At 68.4% G+C, this 16,893-nt stretch carries 16 protein-coding genes; 6 read left to right on the top strand and 10 right to left on the bottom strand.

What is annotated here, in order from left to right:
* Positions 1–330: 330 nt before the first annotated feature.
* From OG550_RS17760 to OG550_RS17750, 3 genes are all read left to right on the top strand, one after another.
* Positions 331–1,026: a response regulator transcription factor gene (locus OG550_RS17760; RefSeq protein ID WP_327678708.1), complete on the top strand. Its 696-nt coding sequence runs from the start codon at positions 331–333 to the stop codon at positions 1,024–1,026.
* 8 nt (positions 1,027–1,034) lie between these two features.
* Complete coding sequence (locus tag OG550_RS17755) at positions 1,035–2,138, top strand: sensor histidine kinase (protein WP_327678706.1); 1,104 nt, start codon at positions 1,035–1,037, stop codon at positions 2,136–2,138.
* 271 nt (positions 2,139–2,409) lie between these two features.
* Positions 2,410–3,645 carry a serine hydrolase domain-containing protein gene (locus OG550_RS17750; protein ID WP_327678704.1) on the top strand — a complete coding sequence of 412 codons (1,236 nt, stop codon included), beginning with the start codon at positions 2,410–2,412 and terminating at the stop codon, positions 3,643–3,645.
* Positions 3,646–4,003: 358 nt separating this feature from the next.
* On the opposite strand, the gene OG550_RS17745 is transcribed toward OG550_RS17750, so the two are convergent.
* On the bottom strand, positions 4,004–4,675 hold the full coding sequence (locus OG550_RS17745; RefSeq protein ID WP_327678702.1) for a DUF6009 family protein: 672 nt from the start codon (positions 4,673–4,675) through the stop codon (positions 4,004–4,006).
* A 191-nt stretch (positions 4,676–4,866) separates the two neighbouring features.
* On the opposite strand from OG550_RS17745, the gene OG550_RS17740 reads away from it, so the two are divergent.
* Positions 4,867–7,008 carry a hypothetical protein gene (locus tag OG550_RS17740; RefSeq protein ID WP_327678700.1) on the top strand — a complete coding sequence of 714 codons (2,142 nt, stop codon included), beginning with the start codon at positions 4,867–4,869 and terminating at the stop codon, positions 7,006–7,008.
* A 161-nt stretch (positions 7,009–7,169) separates the two neighbouring features.
* On the top strand, positions 7,170–7,541 hold the full coding sequence (locus tag OG550_RS17735) for a hypothetical protein (protein WP_327678698.1): 372 nt from the start codon (positions 7,170–7,172) through the stop codon (positions 7,539–7,541).
* Positions 7,542–7,590: 49 nt separating this feature from the next.
* Here the strand turns inward: OG550_RS17735 and OG550_RS17730 are convergent, their stop codons facing one another.
* The 9 genes from OG550_RS17730 to OG550_RS17690 all read right to left on the bottom strand — a co-directional run bounded on the left by OG550_RS17730 (position 7,591) and on the right by OG550_RS17690 (position 15,609).
* Positions 7,591–8,340, bottom strand: a complete 750-nt coding sequence (locus OG550_RS17730; protein ID WP_327678696.1) for an ImmA/IrrE family metallo-endopeptidase — start codon at positions 8,338–8,340, stop codon at positions 7,591–7,593.
* Positions 8,340–9,020, bottom strand: coding sequence for an FAD-binding protein (locus OG550_RS17725; RefSeq protein ID WP_327678694.1), 681 nt, complete (start codon positions 9,018–9,020; stop codon positions 8,340–8,342). The genes OG550_RS17730 and OG550_RS17725 overlap by 1 nt, the downstream gene beginning before the upstream one ends.
* 8 nt (positions 9,021–9,028) lie before the next feature.
* A complete protein-coding gene (locus tag OG550_RS17720; protein ID WP_327678693.1) occupies positions 9,029–10,072 on the bottom strand; it encodes a serine hydrolase domain-containing protein in 1,044 nt (347 codons plus the stop codon).
* On the bottom strand, positions 10,069–11,379 hold the full coding sequence (locus OG550_RS17715; protein WP_327678692.1) for a UDP-N-acetylglucosamine 1-carboxyvinyltransferase: 1,311 nt from the start codon (positions 11,377–11,379) through the stop codon (positions 10,069–10,071). Before OG550_RS17715 ends, OG550_RS17720 begins: the two co-directional genes overlap by 4 nt.
* 2 nt (positions 11,380–11,381) lie before the next feature.
* Complete coding sequence (locus OG550_RS17710) at positions 11,382–12,122, bottom strand: hypothetical protein (RefSeq protein WP_327678690.1); 741 nt, start codon at positions 12,120–12,122, stop codon at positions 11,382–11,384.
* Positions 12,123–12,188: 66 nt separating this feature from the next.
* The gene (locus OG550_RS17705) at positions 12,189–12,389 is read right to left on the bottom strand and encodes a hypothetical protein (protein WP_327678688.1); all 201 of its coding nucleotides are present in this window, start codon (positions 12,387–12,389) and stop codon (positions 12,189–12,191) included.
* A 104-nt stretch (positions 12,390–12,493) separates the two neighbouring features.
* Positions 12,494–13,702, bottom strand: coding sequence for an XRE family transcriptional regulator (locus tag OG550_RS17700; protein WP_327678686.1), 1,209 nt, complete (start codon positions 13,700–13,702; stop codon positions 12,494–12,496).
* A gap of 309 nt (positions 13,703–14,011) precedes the next feature.
* Positions 14,012–14,230, bottom strand: coding sequence for a hypothetical protein (locus tag OG550_RS17695; RefSeq protein WP_327678684.1), 219 nt, complete (start codon positions 14,228–14,230; stop codon positions 14,012–14,014).
* 431 nt (positions 14,231–14,661) lie between these two features.
* On the bottom strand, positions 14,662–15,609 hold the full coding sequence (locus OG550_RS17690; protein WP_327678682.1) for a helix-turn-helix transcriptional regulator: 948 nt from the start codon (positions 15,607–15,609) through the stop codon (positions 14,662–14,664).
* A 63-nt stretch (positions 15,610–15,672) separates the two neighbouring features.
* Here OG550_RS17690 and OG550_RS17685 point away from each other — a divergent pair, with 63 nt between their 5' ends.
* The gene (locus tag OG550_RS17685) at positions 15,673–16,629 is read left to right on the top strand and encodes an alpha/beta fold hydrolase (RefSeq protein ID WP_327678680.1); all 957 of its coding nucleotides are present in this window, start codon (positions 15,673–15,675) and stop codon (positions 16,627–16,629) included.
* Positions 16,630–16,893 lie beyond the last annotated feature (264 nt).

Genomic DNA, 16,893 nt, shown 5'->3' with positions numbered 1-16,893 from the left:
GGAGCAAACGCTATCGGTCCGGGACCACCGGCGGGACGGGATCACGGCCCCGGAATCATCATCAGATGATCACAGCACAACTGGACCCTGCCGACCCCGGGTCAGCCCCCTAGGGAGGCGGCACTCACCCGCGGCTGCCCACCTGCTGCGGGACGACGGTGGGAGAGCTCTGAAGCGTCGCACCATCCGGCAACGCGGCCGAGCCGCGGCACGGCCGGGGCGTGGGACGGGCCGGGGCGTGGGACGGGCCGGTGGACGACGGCGGGGCTGAGCCCGAGCCGGGTGGAGAAGCATATGCCGGCGATATGCCGTGCTGCCTAGGCTCCGGGTATGCGCGTGTTGATCGTGGAGGACGAGCCCTACCTGGCCGAAGCCGTCCGGGACGGTCTCCGGCTGGAAGCGATCGCCGCCGACATCGCGGGCGACGGCGACTCCGCTCTGGAGCTGCTCAGCGTCAACTCCTACGACCTCGCGGTCCTCGACCGCGACATCCCCGGCCCCTCCGGCGACGAGATCGCCCGACGGATCGTCGCCTCCGACAGCGGCATCCCGATCCTCATGCTCACCGCTGCCGACCGGATCGACGACAAGGCGTCCGGGTTCGAGCTCGGCGCCGACGACTACCTCACCAAACCGTTCGAGCTCCGGGAGCTCGTCATGCGGCTGCGGGCGCTGGACCGCAGACGCGCGCACGCCCGACCCCCGGTCAGCGAGATCGCGGGCCTTCGGCTGGACCCCTTCCGCCGGCAGGTCTTCCGAGACGGGAGCTACGTCGCGCTCACGCGGAAGCAGTTCGCCGTGCTCGAAGTCCTCGTCGCCGCCGGAGGCGGTGTCGTCAGCGCCGAAGAACTCCTGGAGCGGGCCTGGGACGCCAACGCCGACCCCTTCACCAACGCCGTCCGCATCACCGTCTCCGGTCTGCGCAAACGACTCGGCGAACCATGGCTCATCGCCACGGTGCCCGGCGTCGGCTACCGAATCGACACCGGTACGGACCCCACTCGCCCCGGCGGCACTCGTGAATAGCGGCACTCGTGAATAGGCGCCCAGGGCTCAGCGCCCGCCTGAAACTCACCATCAGCTACGCCGGATTCCTCCTCATCGCCGGCACTCTCCTGCTGGCCGTGGTGTGGGTGTTCCTGCTGCGCCACGTACCCGACAGCCCCCAGGGCCTTCTCGGGGTCGCACCCAACCGCTACCTCCTCGTGCGTGTGTTCGCCCCCGCCGCGGCCGTGGCACTGGCCTTCCTGCTGGCGTTCGGCCTCCTGGGAGGATGGATCCTCGCCGGCCGGATGCTCGCACCACTCACACGGATCGCGGACGCGGCACGGACGGCCGCGAACGGATCACTGTCCCATCGGGTCCGCATGCGAGGTCGCCAGGACGAATTCCGTGAACTCGCCGACGTGTTCGACCTCATGCTCGAACAACTCGAATCCCACGTCACCGAACAGCAGCGATTCGCCGCGAACGCCTCCCACGAACTGCGCACCCCGCTGGCGATCTCGAAGACACTCCTCGACCTCGCCCGCAACGACCCCACGCGGGACCAGGGCGAACTCATCGACCGCCTCCACACCGTCAACACGCGGGCGATCGACCTCACCGAGGCCCTCCTGCTGCTCAGCCGAGCCGACCGCAAGAGCTTCACCCGCGAGCCCGTCGACCTGTCCCTCATCGCCGAGGAAGCCACCGAAACGCTGCTGCCCCTCGCCGAAAGGCGCCGGATCACGCTCGACGTCACCGGAGAGAAGGCGCAGACCCTCGGCTCCGCGGCGCTCATTCTGCGGATGGTGACCAACCTCGTCCAGAACGCGATCGTCCACAACGTCCCCTCCGGCGGCACCGTAACGGTCCACATCGAATCGCAGCGCGACGCGAGCGTGCTGCGGGTGGAGAACACCGGCCCTCCACTCCCGTGGGAACTGCTACCGACCCTCACCGAACCCTTCCGACGCGGAACGGAACGCACACGCACCGACGAACATGCCGGGGTCGGCCTCGGACTGGCCATCGTGCACAGCATCGTCCGAGCGCACGACGGGACCATCGACCTCGCGCCCCGCCCCACCGGCGGTCTCCTCGTCACGATTCGTCTCCCCGGCACGCCGCAGGCACCGTCCCCGAGCAGCCACTAGACCTCCCGGTGGTTGCGCGTGCCGCCGCCGCGGTTCCTGGGCGTTCACGGCGGGGGCAGGCGGGCGGGCGTGACGGCGAACCCGTCCCGCAGGCCCCGGGACGTCGGTGATTCGGCGTATCGCAGGCGTATCGAGAATCGCCTACGCCACCGCAACGGCCCTCCGTCTTCAGTGGAGGCACGAGGACCACAAGGGCGGGTGATCGGTTGCCGACAGCGGTTGCCGGTAGACCCGCACCGGTCGATTTCTCGATCAGGAAAGGACCGTGATCATGGACCCGGATTCCGTACGTGGTGTCGATCGGCGGCGACTGCTCGGGTGGGGCGGGTTGGCGGCCGCCGGCGTGGTGGCTGCCGGCGCGCCGCTGGTGGGCGCCCGACCCGGCCGCGCCGACCCGGACTCAGCCGGCTCCGAGCTCCCACCGGCCACCCGTCCTGGCGGAGCCTACGACCAGTACGTGGCGAAGCTGGCCGCCGAGGGGAGGTTCTCCGGCGTGGTGCTGTTGTCGCACCGGGGCCGGACGGTGCTGTCCCGCAGCTACGGCATGGCCGACAGGGAGAAGGGGATCCGCAACCACGAAGGCACCGCGTTCAGCCTCGGCTCGGCGGGCAAGCCGTTCGGCGCGGTGGCCGTCCTGCAGCTGGCGCAGCAGGGCGCGCTGAGCCTGTCGGACACGGTGGGCACCCACCTGAAGGGCTACGCCGAGGACATCGCGGAGCAGGTGACCATCCACCACCTGCTCTCCGGCACCTCCGGGTTGAAGACCCCGGATGAGGACGTGCAACGCATCTTCCAGAGCCGGGAGGAGGTGCACGAGTACTACGAGCAGTGGGTCCGGCAGTCCGAGCTGGTGGCCGCCCCCGGCACTCGCACCAGCCACTCCGGCGCCGATGTCGGCATCCCCGCGCTGATCGTGGAGGCCGTGAGCGGCAAGACGTACTGGGACTACGCGCAGGAGAACATCTTCGGGCGCTGCGGCATGACCGGCTCGGCGTTCCACACCCGGCCGAAATGGCTCACCGACGAGCACGTCGCGCACCCGTACATGACGCTGGCCGACGGCAGCCAGGTGGACGCGGTCCGCCAACTGGACAAGGGCAGCCCGTACCCGGACGTACTCGGCAGGAACCCGGGCCGCAGCTTCATCGACAGCCCCGGGGACGGCGGCTTCGCCACCGCGCCGGACCTGGTCCGGTTCGCGCGAGCGCTGGGCGACGGCACGGTGCTGCACCGGCCCTGGGCCGAGTTGCTCACCGGGGCCAAGATCCCCCACAGCGGTTCCTCGTTCGGGGCCTACGACATGCCGGTCCGTATCGTCGGCGGCCAGTGGGTGTTCGGTCGCGGCGGTGGCAACCCCGGTGTCAGTGCCAACTGGAACATCTACCCGTACACCGGCTGGGTCGGCGTAGTCCTCGGCAACTGCGACGGCCTGCCGCTGCAGGAGATCACCGGGCGGGAGATGCAGGCCATCACCGGGGCTTCGCCCGGCGACGGGGGCGGCGGCTGAAACGGCCCGGCGGCAGACCCGGAGAGGAGGGACCTCCTCCAGCCCGGTGTGCCGGGCCGGGACCCCATGGGTCGACCGGGCGCAGAAGCGAGACGCCGAAGGCCCCGACCGCTGGGCGGTCGGGGCCTTCGTGCTGCCATGGCTGGCAGAGGCGGAGGATACGAGATTCGAACTCGTGAGGGGTTGCCCCCAACACGCTTTCCAATTCTCCCGAACGGGGTCCGCCGGGGTATAGGCCCGTCCTGACCTGCGGTGGAACGAACCGCTGGACGGTGGGTGAACCCGGCCGGACAGGGGTGAATGAGACCAAAACTGAGACCAGGCGACCGGCTGGGGCAGCCCATGGCGGCCGAGGGACCTACTTCGGAAAGTCGCCCGCGAGCCACCCGTCCACCACTGAGAGTGCAAGGGCTTCCTGGAGCCAGGGGGTCGTTCTGATGATCGTGGTGAGGAGCTCGCGCGCCTGGTCGGGCGGGAGCAGCTCCGAGATCACATGGCTGCCGTCGCCGAGCTGGCTCCCGCTTGCGCAGTCGATGTAGATGTCGACGAGACCTCGTTTGGTGGGTGCCACCCCGATGAACGCAGTGCCGCTTGTCAGTGACTCGCCGATCTTGATCAAGTTCTGTTGAGGCTCGGACTTGGAGGTGGCGGCCGATCGCGTGCTGGCGGTTGGCAGCGGTCCTCCCCAAGCGCGCTCGGTGAGTTCACCCCACACTCCGGCGGCGACGGTGCGGGGATCTACGCCTTCGGATGGGGCGCAGTCCTTGTACACGCCATCCGGCTGCTCTGAGCGGTCATGCTCCTTGATCCAGAAGATGCGACGGGCGAACCGAAAAGGCGCTTCGCCTGCCGGCGCGTCCGGCTTGAGCACCGAGTACCCCACCCGCCGGCCATGCCCGTTCCAACGGACAGGGCCGCGACGGGTGCCAGCCGCCACCTCCAGATATTCGCGCACGTAGTCGAAGTTGCCGATGCTCTCAGTCCAGACAATGCCGTCCTCGTGACGGATGAGATCTGGGTCCCTGTTCACGCACTCTCCTCCCGAGTGGACCGTGGCAGAGCCTGCCCTCAGCCTGCGGGCGTGAACCGTCCGGACTGCCTGTCTTGTTTCCAACTCACTGTGCTCGGAACGGGTTCGGCGAGAGAGCCAACGAGGCAGGGCCACGCGACTCTTCGGCCATGCGCCCCACGCTGTCAGAGCGGTCAGCTAGCGTCCGCTGTATGCCGAAGAAGCGGAAGAAGACGCCTCAATCGCGCGCTCGGCGCACAGGCGCGGTTCCCCCGTACGAGCAGCGGCCCTCGGCGATCACGCTCGGGGGCCCGCGTGTGCCCTCGCGCGGTTGGGGCTTCCAAGCGCTGCTCGACGCTGCGTTGGAAGCCGGTCAGCCGATTCTGAAGTTCACGGCGCAAGCTCCCGACGGGTATTCCTCTGATTTCTCTCCGCAGGTCGATTCTCCCCGTGCGCCGCTCCAAGCAGGTTGGTACCTTCGATCTGACCAGGCAGTTCCGATCTACATCTGGGTGTTCTCTGAGAGTCAACTATCCGGCGATCCGGGGGGTTTGGATCTGCGTCGAAGAGGATTTGCCTATTGCGTGGCACATTCGGTGTGCACGCACGGAAAGGAGGACTCCGAGTACGCGAGCGCGGAAGTCATTGAGACTTGGACTCCCATCGTGGCGCCGGACCCGAGCATCGTGGACGTTAACCGCTACGGAGGTTTCGCGCCCGGCTATAGCACGCCCCCGGTAAAGCAGCTGCCTCCAGGAGGGCCTCGCAAGGTTGGTGTACTTGACGTGGACTATGCGCGGGTGGCGGGTCAGAAACTTCCCGAACGCTGGGACATCGATGTCGTAGGATTTTTGGTAGTGGAGCGGCAGGAAGCTGCTGACATGCCGGGGCGGGAGATCTGGCGGCAGGTTGCATTTTACACGTTTCGAGACTGGAACTTGTCAGGTCTCAATGTCGCGGCTGATGAAGTAGACCTGATCATCGGGCATAACCTCTTCGACGGAGACTATCGATGCCTGCGCACCTATTCCGACCGGGTCGACGTCGGCCAGCTGGTTGCAAAGACGGTTGACACGCTGTACGCCGCTAGGCATGTAGTTACCGGCGGATTTCCCCGTGCGGCCAATCTTGGTCTCACCGAATTGGCTCGGGCCCAGAGACTGCGCGATCGGGCGAAGAAAGAGTCCCGAACTGAGGCTCATTGTGGTATCCGGACAGTCAATGATGCGGAGAAGGACTGGTTTTTCCAGCCTGTTTCTGACGATTGCGAGCTGATGCTGGACCTCTGGCTTGAACTAGTCACCAGCCAGCGTCTTCGTACTGTCCAGAGGTCGGGTGAATCGGTGAAGCATGTGCTTGGCGATGAGGATCTGCGGCTGATGCTTGAGCCGCAACTTACGCCAACTGCCTTCACGGACCTGCTGACGACGCGAGGAACGGTCTACAGGCAGGAGGGAATGGCTCGCAACGAGACTGTTGCCCGTATTCACCGCGAGATCGAGCAGCAGAGAGCAGAAGGCGTTGCAGTAAATCGTCATCCAGTAGCTGCGCATCGGCAGCGCTGCATGGCGCCAGGAGACATGGGGGAAAGGCAGTGCGATCAACTGATCCCGGCCACGGAGATGTATTGCCGGGATCACCGGGCCAAGCGGCGTTGTCGAGGGAATCCGGCCCTGAATGACGAGTGCGCGACTGTCGTCTGCGGTAACCTGGCGCATTGCGATTGGCATCGCATGACGGCGCTTTATGTCCAGCCAGGACAACGGATCGTCGACGATTTCAGCCTCCCTCTCCCGCTCCCCGGATGGGACAATGGCAGCGATTGGGGATACGACACAGGCACTCGTTCATTCTTCGCGCGGCTTTACCGCAACGGAGACAATATCTCGGACCCGCCGACCGTGTGGCTTGTGGGCATTAATCCTGACCTGACGGATGTGGTAGCGCTCACCGATGCCGTCCAAGCAGCAACTGGACATTCCCGGCGTGACGTCGTGGCAGCCCTAACAGTCCTGACCTCAGATCATGAGAAACTCCGAGAACGCGCGATGGCCGCCCAGGATTGGGAGCCGACGGATTGCGAAGGTCCTTGTCCGTGCGGCATCGCAGACTGCGGACATGGCGGACCATGTCCGAACGATGAGTGTAGTGGTCGCGATATCCACGTGATGCGAAACCCCCGCACCGACGTAGATGTGACAGCCTGGCAGGACCACTTTGATTGCTGCGAGGGCTGCGGTGGGAGCTCTTTCGACATCGCGCTACCAAATCGCCCATGGGGCGAAGCGCGCGACGACGGCACGGTAACCGTGTATGCCGGGGTGGAGCACTACGAGTTCGGCGCCTGCTGGTAGCGCCGACACATCGTCATGACGGGCGGCGCACTGGGTAGGCGGACCGACCAGCGCTGGCCAGTGTCTAGGGGCACGGCTGGGTCTCTGCCGGTCACCGCTGAGCCGCCCGGTTGCTGTACTTTGCTGCTTGAACGTCCGGGGCACGAACAGGGGTGGGCGCGGTGGACGAACGCATGCTGGCGATGATGGAGACCATGAGGTCGGTTGAGGCCGACAAGCTGGTGCGTGCCGTGCGCAGCATGGTAGAGGCCAGTCCGGAGATCTCAGGGCGTGAAGTGCTTACCCGCCTTGAGGATCTGGCCAAGGAGACCCAGGAGCGGGCGAACGAGGCGATCGTGGCGAGCGAGCCCGATCGGGATGAGTGCGTGAAATGTGGGCAGCCCATCCAGACTGACTTCAGGGACCGTGAGCGTTGGGTCCACACCTCCGATGGCAGCCGTGGGTGCCGAGCGGCCACCTTCAACGACGAGGACGGCTGGAACGATGACATCCCGCGGTCCTGGACGGCGACTCCTCGGAAGCAGCGCATTTAGCTATTGGTGCGACGAGCGCTCTGCTGAGCTTGGGCAGAGCCCTCGTCGATCACCTACAGTGGGTCAGATGGCATGCAGAGCGAGCGCGCCGCCGTATTCGGACCTGAACTCGCGGACCTGTAGACCCACGACCTTCGCGAGTTCCCTGTCCGAGTAGCCGTGGTCCGCACGGTGATTCCAGGATGCTGTCGAGGATGACCGGTTCCTCGCGTTCAGGCTCTGCGGGTTCGTTCCGACGGTAGCTGTGTTGTGAGAGCTGGACCTGGAGGCTCTTATAGCGGCCTTCGTCGATTCGCTCCAGGCGCTTGGCTGCTTGGAGTACAGCCGCCATTGACACCTTCCAGTGCTGTTTCAGCTGGACCATCCTCTGGATGGTGAGGCTGGACAGGTGCGGCCCGATGAGGCGGCCAGGCATGAGGAACTCGGACGCGAATGCGTCCGCTTCCCGTTCGCCGTTGTCGCTCGGAAGCTGGTGCATTACCAAGTGGCCCAGCTCGTGCAGCACGGTGAAGCGCTCGTGGGCTGGAGGCATGCCGATGTTCAGGATGATCACTGGCAAGCTGTTGGGTGGCCTGACGCTGAGGCCGAAAATCTTCGGCGACTCCAGGTCCCGCCTCACAACGACGATCCCGGCCCGTTCTACGGTCCGGATTACGTCGTGGACGGGGCCGTCGGGGATGAGCCAACTTGCACGCAGCTTGGCTGCAGCCTCTTCAGGAGAGTGCTCGTCGGCATCCAGGACCGGGAGCCGGTAGATCGGCTCGATGTCCACGCTGGCTTCGAGCCGACGCAGTTGCATCAGCAGCAGGTTGACCTCGGCCTCGATGCGCTGCAGTGCGTGACCTCGCTGACTGGTGGCCTGGTTCCGGGCTGGACACCGAGTTCCTCGGCGAGCGGCTGGTAGGAGATGGGTGCGGCCGGGGAACGGGTCAGGCGGAAGGTGACGGTGAGGATGGTCCAGCGGCCTGGGTCGTGCTTGAAGCGGCTGTTGCGGTGGCGGAGTCGGCACGCCTGGGCGGGCAGGGTCCGCAGTCGGTCCATGTCCCAGTCCCAGGCGGTCAGGTGGTCGAGGGTGTCGCCGACCTGCTGGCCGTAGGCGCCGGCGTTCTGGACCGGGGCGGCACCGACGGTGCCGGGTATGCCGGCCAGGCACTCGATCCCGGCCAGGTGTTCGGTGGCGGCCCAGGTGGTGAGGTCGGTGAGCGGGTGGCTGGCCAGCACGGTTACCAGGGCAGTGTTGTCGTCATGCCGCTTCGCGGTGATGCCCCGGGTGTTCATGACCGCGACGGTGCCCGGGTGCCCGGTGTCGGAAGCGATGACGTTGCTGCCATGGCCCAGGGTGAGGGGGCTGTACTCCTCCCGGCGGCCGACGGTGTGCACCAGCTCCTGCCAGTCGTCGTGGTCGGAGACGTACAGCGGCTCGCCGACCGGGCCGCCGAGCCGCAGGGTGGTGAGGGAAGCGAGCATGAGGTGGGGCACGGGGCCTCCTACGGTTCGTCGGTGATCGCCTTCAGCGCGATGGCTCGCAGCGGGGCCAGTCGGGTGCGGTTGTCCTGGTGGTGGTAGACGGCGTTGGTGCAGATGGCGAGGTACCGGCCGGTCACCGGGGACAGGTAGAGGCTCGTGCCGGTGAAGCCGTGGTGGTAGGCGATCCTGCTGTCGTCGGCGAGGATCCAGGCCAGGCCTCGCTGGAGGCCGGGTTCGATCTCGGCGAGCGGCTGCATGCTGTCAGCGAGCCAGCGGCCAAGAGGTCCGCCAGTCGCGTGGGCGGCCAGTAGGTGCGTGGCGAAGGCGGCGAGGTCGGCCGGGCTGGTGAACACCCCGGCGTGGCCGGCGACTCCACCGAGCAGGGCGGCGTTGTCGTCGTGCGGCAGGCCCCAGAGGCGGGGGCTGCCCGGCAGTCGCTGCTCGGTCGGTGCGACCCGCGCGGAGCGGGTGAGGGGACCGTAGGCGGTGGCGGTCATTCCGAGGCTCTGCCACAGGTCGGCTGCCAGCTCGTCCAGGCGGTGGCCCCGGGTATGGGCGAGGGCCAGTCCGAGGAGGATGAAGCCGCGGTTGATGTAGCGGTGGCCGGCTCCGGGTTCGGCGATCAGGTCTTCGCCGCAGATCAGTTCGGCCAGTGGCTCGGTGCGGCCCCGGTACCGGTCGAGGCGGGTGTCGGCGCGCAGGCCGGAGGTGTGGGAGAGGATCTGGCGGGCCGTGACCCGGCCGCCGGGTGCCTCGGCCGGGATGTCGGGCAGCAGCTCGCGGACCGGGGTGTCCAGGGTGAAGGACTCGTTGATGGAGGTGCCGACCAGCGGCCAGGTGGCGAGCACCTTGGTCAGCGACGCCACGTCGTACACGGTGTCCGGCCCCGGTAGGGCATCGCCGCACTCGGGGGCGACGATGCCAGAGGTCAGGAATCCGGGCTCGGTGTCGAAGGTGCCGTGGGCGATGACGCCGCCGGGGACAGTGCCGTCGGCGGTCATCAGGTCCAGGCACCCGCGCAGGTCGACGAGTGCGTTCGGGCTCCACGGCACGGTGAGGGTCACGACTGCTCCTGGTTGATCGTCAGGTCGGCACCGAGCGCGGCCAACTTCGGCAGCAGGCTGCCGTATCCGCGCCGCAGGTGGTACATCCCTCGGATCGTAGAGGTGCCCTCGGCCGCCAGGGCGGCGATCACGAGGGCGGTCGCCGCCCGGATGTCCTCGCCGGCCACATCGGTGGCGGCGAGCGCGGACCGGCCCCGGACGGTGATCACCGAGCCGCTCGCGTTGACGGTGGCGCCGAACGCGGCGAGGGCGGGCAGGTGGGTGTCGCGCCGGGTGTAGATCCGCTCCTCGATCCGGGAGGCGCCCTCGGCCTGGGTGAGGAAGGCGGTCAGCTGGGGTTGCACGTCGGTCGGGAAGCCGGGGTGCGGGCCGGTGGCCGTCTGCACCGCCCGCGGTCCGGCCGGGACGCTGACGGTGGTCCCGCCGTCCACCGGGTCGAGCCGGATGCCGGCGTCGGCGAACACCGACACCAGGCCGTCCGGGAAGGCGGCGGCGGGGAAGCCGTCCAGGTGGACGGTGCCACCGGTGATGGCGGCGGCCAGGGCCAGCGTCGCGGCCTCCAGCCGGTCCGGCGGAACGGTGAACACCCCGCCCTGGATGCGGTCGGTGCCGGTGATGTTCAGGGCGTTCCTGCCCCGCCACTCGATGCCGACTCCGGCCTGCGAGAGCAGGGCGGCGGTGTGGGTGACCTCGGGTTCGATGCTGGGGTTGAGGATCGCCGAGGTGCCGGGGATGCGGGCGGCCAGGAGCATCGCGGTGACCGTCGCCCCGAGGCTCGGGCCCCAGGCACGGGTCTCGGCGTCGGTGACGAACGGCAGCCGCTTGCCGGTGAAGCGGGCCCGTACCCGGCCCCGGTCCACCTCCACCTCGGCCCCGGCAGCCACCATCGCGGCCAAGTGTCGGTCGATGTACCGAGCGCAGAATGCGTCGCCGCCAGGCAAAGGGAAGGTGACCTTTCCCGCACGGGCCAGCAGGGCGCCGGCCATCACGGCGGTGGTGCGGATGAGCCTGCCGAGGTCGTCCGGGACGACGGGGAAGTAGGAGTCGGCCGGGCGGGTGGTGAACTCGGGGCCGACCACGGTGGTGCGGGTGCCGGTGCGGTGCAGGATGTCGGCGACCACGCCGGTGTCGAGGATCTCGGGGGCGCCGACGAGGGTCAGCGGGTCGTCGGCCAGGATCGCGGCGGCGTACAGGTGCAGGGCGATGTTCTTGCTGCCCTGCACGGTGGCCGTGCCGGTCAGGGGCCGGCCGCCGGTGATGTGCACGGCGCGCTCGTCGGTCGTCGCGGGGGTGTCGGTGGTGGGCATGGTTACCTTCCCTGGCTTCCGGCGGGGAAGAAGCCCCCGACCTGGGTCTTGGGGTAGAGCAGGGTGTGCGCGCCGATCAGGGTGGCGGGCTGCAGGACCGTGCCCGCGGGGACGATCACGCCGTCACCGACCACGGCGCCGAACTTGGTCTGGCCGGTTGCGATTCGGTGGCCGGCGAGGTGGGCGCACACCTCCTCGGTGGCCGGCTCGGTGACCGGGCCGGAGGTCACCCGCAGGCCGGTGGTGGACACGAACGCGCCGATGTTGACGCCCAGGCCGAGCACGGAGTCGCCGACGAAGCTGGTGTGCTTCATGAAGACCCCGCCGGTTAGCAGCGAGCGGGTGACCTCGGCGCCGAATCCGATCCGGCAGTCGGGGCCGATGACCGTGTTGTCGCGCACGCGGGCGCCGGCTTCGATGACTGCTCCGGGGCAGACCAGGGCGGGACCGGTGACGAACGCGCCCTCGGCGATGACGGCCCCGGCCGCCACGACCACGTTGCCCCGGACCGTCGCGCCGGGCTCGACGGTTCCGGCGGGCTCCGGGAGCGCGATGCCGAGGTGTCCGGCCAGCAGGTCGACCATGGCCTTCTTGAGGCCGAACACGGTCGGGCAGCAGTTCAGCAGGTGCAGGACCACCGGGTCGGTGACCTGTTCGGTGTCGATGTAGTACGCGGGTGTGGTGCGGTAGTCGATGTGCTCCAGATCGGTGTCGATCCGGGGCGCGTCGGTCAGCCGGTGCATGGCCGGTTCTCCTCTCGGGCGAGGGAGGGGAAGACGAGCGGGAGGTCGTGGTGACGACCTCTGGGCCTACGAGACGGGCAGGTCCGGGGTGGTGGCCGCTACCTGGGGGCGGGCCTCGGCCTGGTGGTCGACCGCGAGGCCGAGCAGCACGAGCACGGGCAGGTGCAGGGCGGTCCAGGAGGCGGCCAGGAAGGTGTCGAGGCGGTTCCGGTCCGGTGCGGCGTGCCGGGGTCCGTCGGAGGGCTTGGCGGTGCTGTGCGTTGGCATGGGAGGGCCTTCGGCAGCAGGGGGAGGGGTGGACGTTCCCCAGTGAACTGCCGGGCGGGATGCCGGATCCGTAGCCGGGCTACGGGCCGTAGTCCGGCTACGGGTCAGATGATCTGCACGCCCGCGCGTGCGGCGAAGTCCCGAACGCCGGGAAGCTTGCGGTCGTGCCGCAGCAGGTCGGTGGCGAGGTCGCGCACGGCGCCCCTGCGGACCTCTTGCGGAGCGGCCTCCTCGGCGGCGAGCAGGGCCCGGTAGCACTGTTCGGGCTTGCCCCACTGGTCGAAGGCGCGGGCCACGTCGGTGAAGAAGCGGGCCTGGCGCTCAGCGGTCGGCAGCGCGGCGGGGTCGATGGTGGCGGCCATTTCGATGGCGCGGCCGGCGTCGCCGAGTTCGTAGTGCACCGACAGCTCGTGCAGGGCGACGCACTGGACGCCGTCCAGCAGGCCGGAGGACCGGCTTGCTGCGGCGGCGCTGTCGGCGGCCTCCCGGATCAGGGCGTGCGAGTAGGAGCGGTCGCCGGACTTCGCGGCAGTGTAGGCGGCGGTGGCGTACAGGTCCCCGCGGGTGGCCAGCCGGGCGGTCTCGGAGACGGAAGCGTCGGCGAGGAGGTCTTCGGCGGCGACCACCACGATGTCGGTTGCGCGAGCCAGGCTGCCCTGGCGACGCCAGGAGCTGGAGACCATGCGCTGGGCCTCCGCGGTGATCAGCGGGTCTCCACCCAGCCTGGCTGCGGTCAGCGCGCGGTCCGCGGTGATGGCCACCAGGTTGTTGGTGCCGACTTTGATGCACAGCCGGACGGCGATGTTATAGAGCTGGGCAACGTTGCGGGCCCGTTCCTCCGCCGATCCGACCATCTCGGCGGCTGCGATTCGGGCGGGCAGGACACGGGCCAAGGCGTCGTACCGGGCTGATTTGAACTCTCGGCGTGACGTCACCAGCGAAGTGGCGACCGTCTCCTGGGACGGCTCGCGGCCGCGAGCCGGAATCCGGCCGGCCCCGTACAGGAGAAGGTCTTCCAGATCGGCCAGCGAGGCCTTCTCCTCGGCGTGCGCTGCCTGCTGACCGACAGTCGGGGCGAAGAGGGCGGCAGCCGCCAGGGTCAGGAACGGGCGGCGTCGCACATCGTCCTCCTCGGCAGCGGAAGTGCTCGTCAGCGTAGCGGAGGCAGGCTTTCGCGGACGGGACCGCGCCCGCTCGGCGGCCGGTTGCGGCAACGCGATCAACTCCGCGAGGTCGACACCCAGGACCTCGGCGAAGCGCTGGAGGAGCGTCAAGTCCTTGACCTGCTGCATGTCCCGCTCGACCAGGGACATCCAGTCCTCGCTTCGGCCGACCTCAGCGGCCAGACGGAGCTGGGTCCACCCCAGCACCGACCGCTGGAGTGAGATGAATGCGCCGAACGTCCTGCTGTCCCCCACCGCAGACCCCCGCGGATCGTACTCAACTGACTACATGCCGCTACGGTACCCAGCTGCGAGAACCCTGTGCAGAGGAAGCCCGTGTTCGGGGGCGGAGATCTCTTTTCTTTTCATCGCGCGGTCTCCAGTCGAGATGCCGCCGAGAACTCGGCGTACTCACTTGTGCGCGGTGGTCGGCTCTGTCGGGGTCGGTGGCCACCTTCGCTACTTGGCCCGTCTGTGGGCGGGCGCCAACCGGCGACCGCCCACAGGGCTGTTGGCCTGGCCGAAGTAGGTGTGGCGGAAGCGGGCGTCGAAGCCGAGGTCGCGGTACATCTCGTGGAAGGGCTGACGCTCACGTTCATCCAGGCTGTGGCCCTGATCGGCGGAGACATCCCTGGCCGCCAGGTCGTGCTCCCGCTCGGCGTCCTTCTGGCACCGCACTTGGAGGTGCAGCCACGGAACGCCGAAGGCCCCGACCGCTGGGCGGTCGGGGCCTTCGGGCTGCCATGGCTGGCAGAGGCGGAGGATACGAGATTCGAACTCGTGAGGGGTTGCCCCCAACACGCTTTCCATTCTCCTCAGTACCGTTCATCGGGGTCCGCCCTTGTCCCGGCCTGCGGCGAAGCACACCACAGGGGCAGGTCTGAACCAGGCCGGACAGTGGTGAATGAGAACAGAACTGAGACCACGCTGCCCGGCGCCCCACGCTCCACCGGCCTGATCAGCGCACCGACCACTACGCCCGTCAGGGACCGACCGGAGCAGACCTGGAAGAGCTGGGCAGGCCAGCGGACACTCCTCGTCCTCCAGCCGATCGGCCCGGCCGAGCCCCAGAAGTGATCAGCCCTCGAATCAGCTCGGTGGATCCGGGCTCAGCGGTAGCGTTCGACGAGCGCATTGCCGATCGAGGCCAGGTGGGCTCGCACGTTCGGAGGGCCGGTTACCTCGAGCCATTCGACGAGCCCGGCGAGCTCGCCGGCGAGGGTGTACTCGTCGCGGCCGCGGATGACGACCTCGACGCGGCCGTCGGTCGCGGTGCCTCCCACTTCGAGTCGATCGCCGAGTCCGATCCGGAGTATGCCGATGCCATGGGGTGTGCAGAGGGCCTGGACCTCCAGGGGCGTTCGCCTGCGTTCGACCTCGTCGGCTATCTCGCGCCAGCTCCCGGCGAGGTCGAAGTCCTCGGGCCGGTCCACCGGATCGTCGGTCGGGTCGGCGGACGCCACGCGGTCGATCCGGAAGGTCCGTCGGCCGGTCTCGGTATGGGCGACGAGGTACCAGGCCTGGCCTTTGGCGACGATGCCCAGGGGGTGGACGGTTCTCCTCGTTCCGGTGCCTCTGCCGTCGATGTAGCCGAGCCGCACCTGGACGCCGCGGATCACCGCGTCCTGGAGTTCGTCGAGGAAGCGGGGCGGTCGGTGCTCGGCCCGGGTCGCCCCCCATTGCCGTGGGTCCGTCACCAGTGACGCCGCCGCCGCTTCGGCCTGCGCGCGGAACGGCTCCGGTAGGGCGTGGACGAGCTTGCGCAGAGCCGCTTTCACCGCCGGTGTCGCGGCCGAGGCCGGGCCGGCGACCAGGAACAGGGCGCGGGCCTCACCTGCGGTCAACCCCGACAGGTCGGTGCGGGCGCCGCCCACCAGACGCCAGCCCCCGCCTCGTCCTTGCGTGGAGTACACGGGCACCCCGGCCATGGCCAGGGCGTCGAGGTCGCGGCGGGCGGTGCGCTCGGAGACCTCCAGCTCCTGGGCGACCTCCGCAGCCGTCACCTGCCCGCGCCGTTGCAGCAACAGGAGGATGGCCACCAGCCGGTCGGTCCGCACGCCGAAAATCTCTCACACAAAACCGGTCATGAGGTGACCGGTTTCGGGCGGCAGGATGGCGACATGACCTCAACCGACTTCCCCGAGCCCACCCTCGTCCCGGTCAACGGTGTGGAACTCGAAGTCTTCGAAATGGGCCGAGAGAACGCGGGAAGGCCCATTGTGCTCTGCCACGGGTGGCCGGAGCACGCCTTCTCCTGGCGTCACCAGATGCCCGCCCTCGCCGCGGCCGGTCACCACGTCATCGCCCCGAACCAGCGGGGTTACGGGCGCTCGTCCCGCCCGGTCGAAGTGACGGACTACGACATCGCACACCTGTCGGGCGACCTCGTCGCGCTCCTCGACCACTACGGGTACGAAGACGCCACCTTCGTCGGCCATGACTGGGGCGCGTTCGTCGTCTGGGGCCTGACCCTCCTGCACCCCGACCGCGTGAACAAGGTGATCAACCTGAGCCTGCCGTACCAGGAGCGCGGAGAGAAGCCCTGGATCGAGTCCATGGAAGCTGTGCTCGGCGGCGACTTCTACTTCGTCCACTTCAACCGGCAGCCGGGCGTCGCGGACGCCGTCTTCGACGACAACGCCTTCCAGTTCCTCCGCAACCTGTACCGGAAGAACGAGCCCCCCGCGGAGCCCCAGCTGGGCATGGCGCTGATCAATCTCGCCAGGGCGGAAACACCATGCGGAGAGCCCGTCATGAGTGACGGCGAACTGGCCGTCCTTGTCTCCGCCTTCGAGACTTCCGGGTTCACCGGCACCATCAACTGGTACAGGAACCTCGACCGCAACTGGTACTTGCTGGCGGACGCGGACCCGATCATCCACCAGCCCACCCTCATGATCTACGGAGACCGGGACCTGGTCGCGAGGGCCGAGAACCTGGCCGAGTTCGTCCCCAACGTGGAAGTGGTCAGCCTGGACTGCGGCCACTGGATCCAGCAGGAGAAGCCCGAGGAAACGAACCAAGTGATCACGGAATGGCTGGCACGCCAGGTCCGGCCGAGCAGGCGGACCGGCTGAGCCGAGGCTTCAGCCGATCCAGACGCCACCCGGTGAAACCCTGCGCGCGAGGCGTCGGCCAGCGCCGCTGACCGGGTGTGACCAGGACACGTCGGTGACCTGGCACCCGAAGTCGTCGGCAAGGACTCGTACGAGCTTGGCGTCACCGCCCTGTCGGTGACAGGAGTCCGCCACCCGGATCAGGTCGACGAGCGGGCGCAGAGCGCCGTCCTGCTCGACGTAACCAGCCCATCGGTCCTCCCGGTCGGGGTACCGCTCGGGAAA

It is taken from the genome of Kitasatospora sp. NBC_00458 (assembly GCF_036013975.1).
Lineage (GTDB): Bacteria > Actinomycetota > Actinomycetes > Streptomycetales > Streptomycetaceae > Kitasatospora.
The sequence above is the reverse complement of the archived record's forward strand: the minus strand, read 5'-3'. Positions and strand labels throughout refer to the sequence as shown.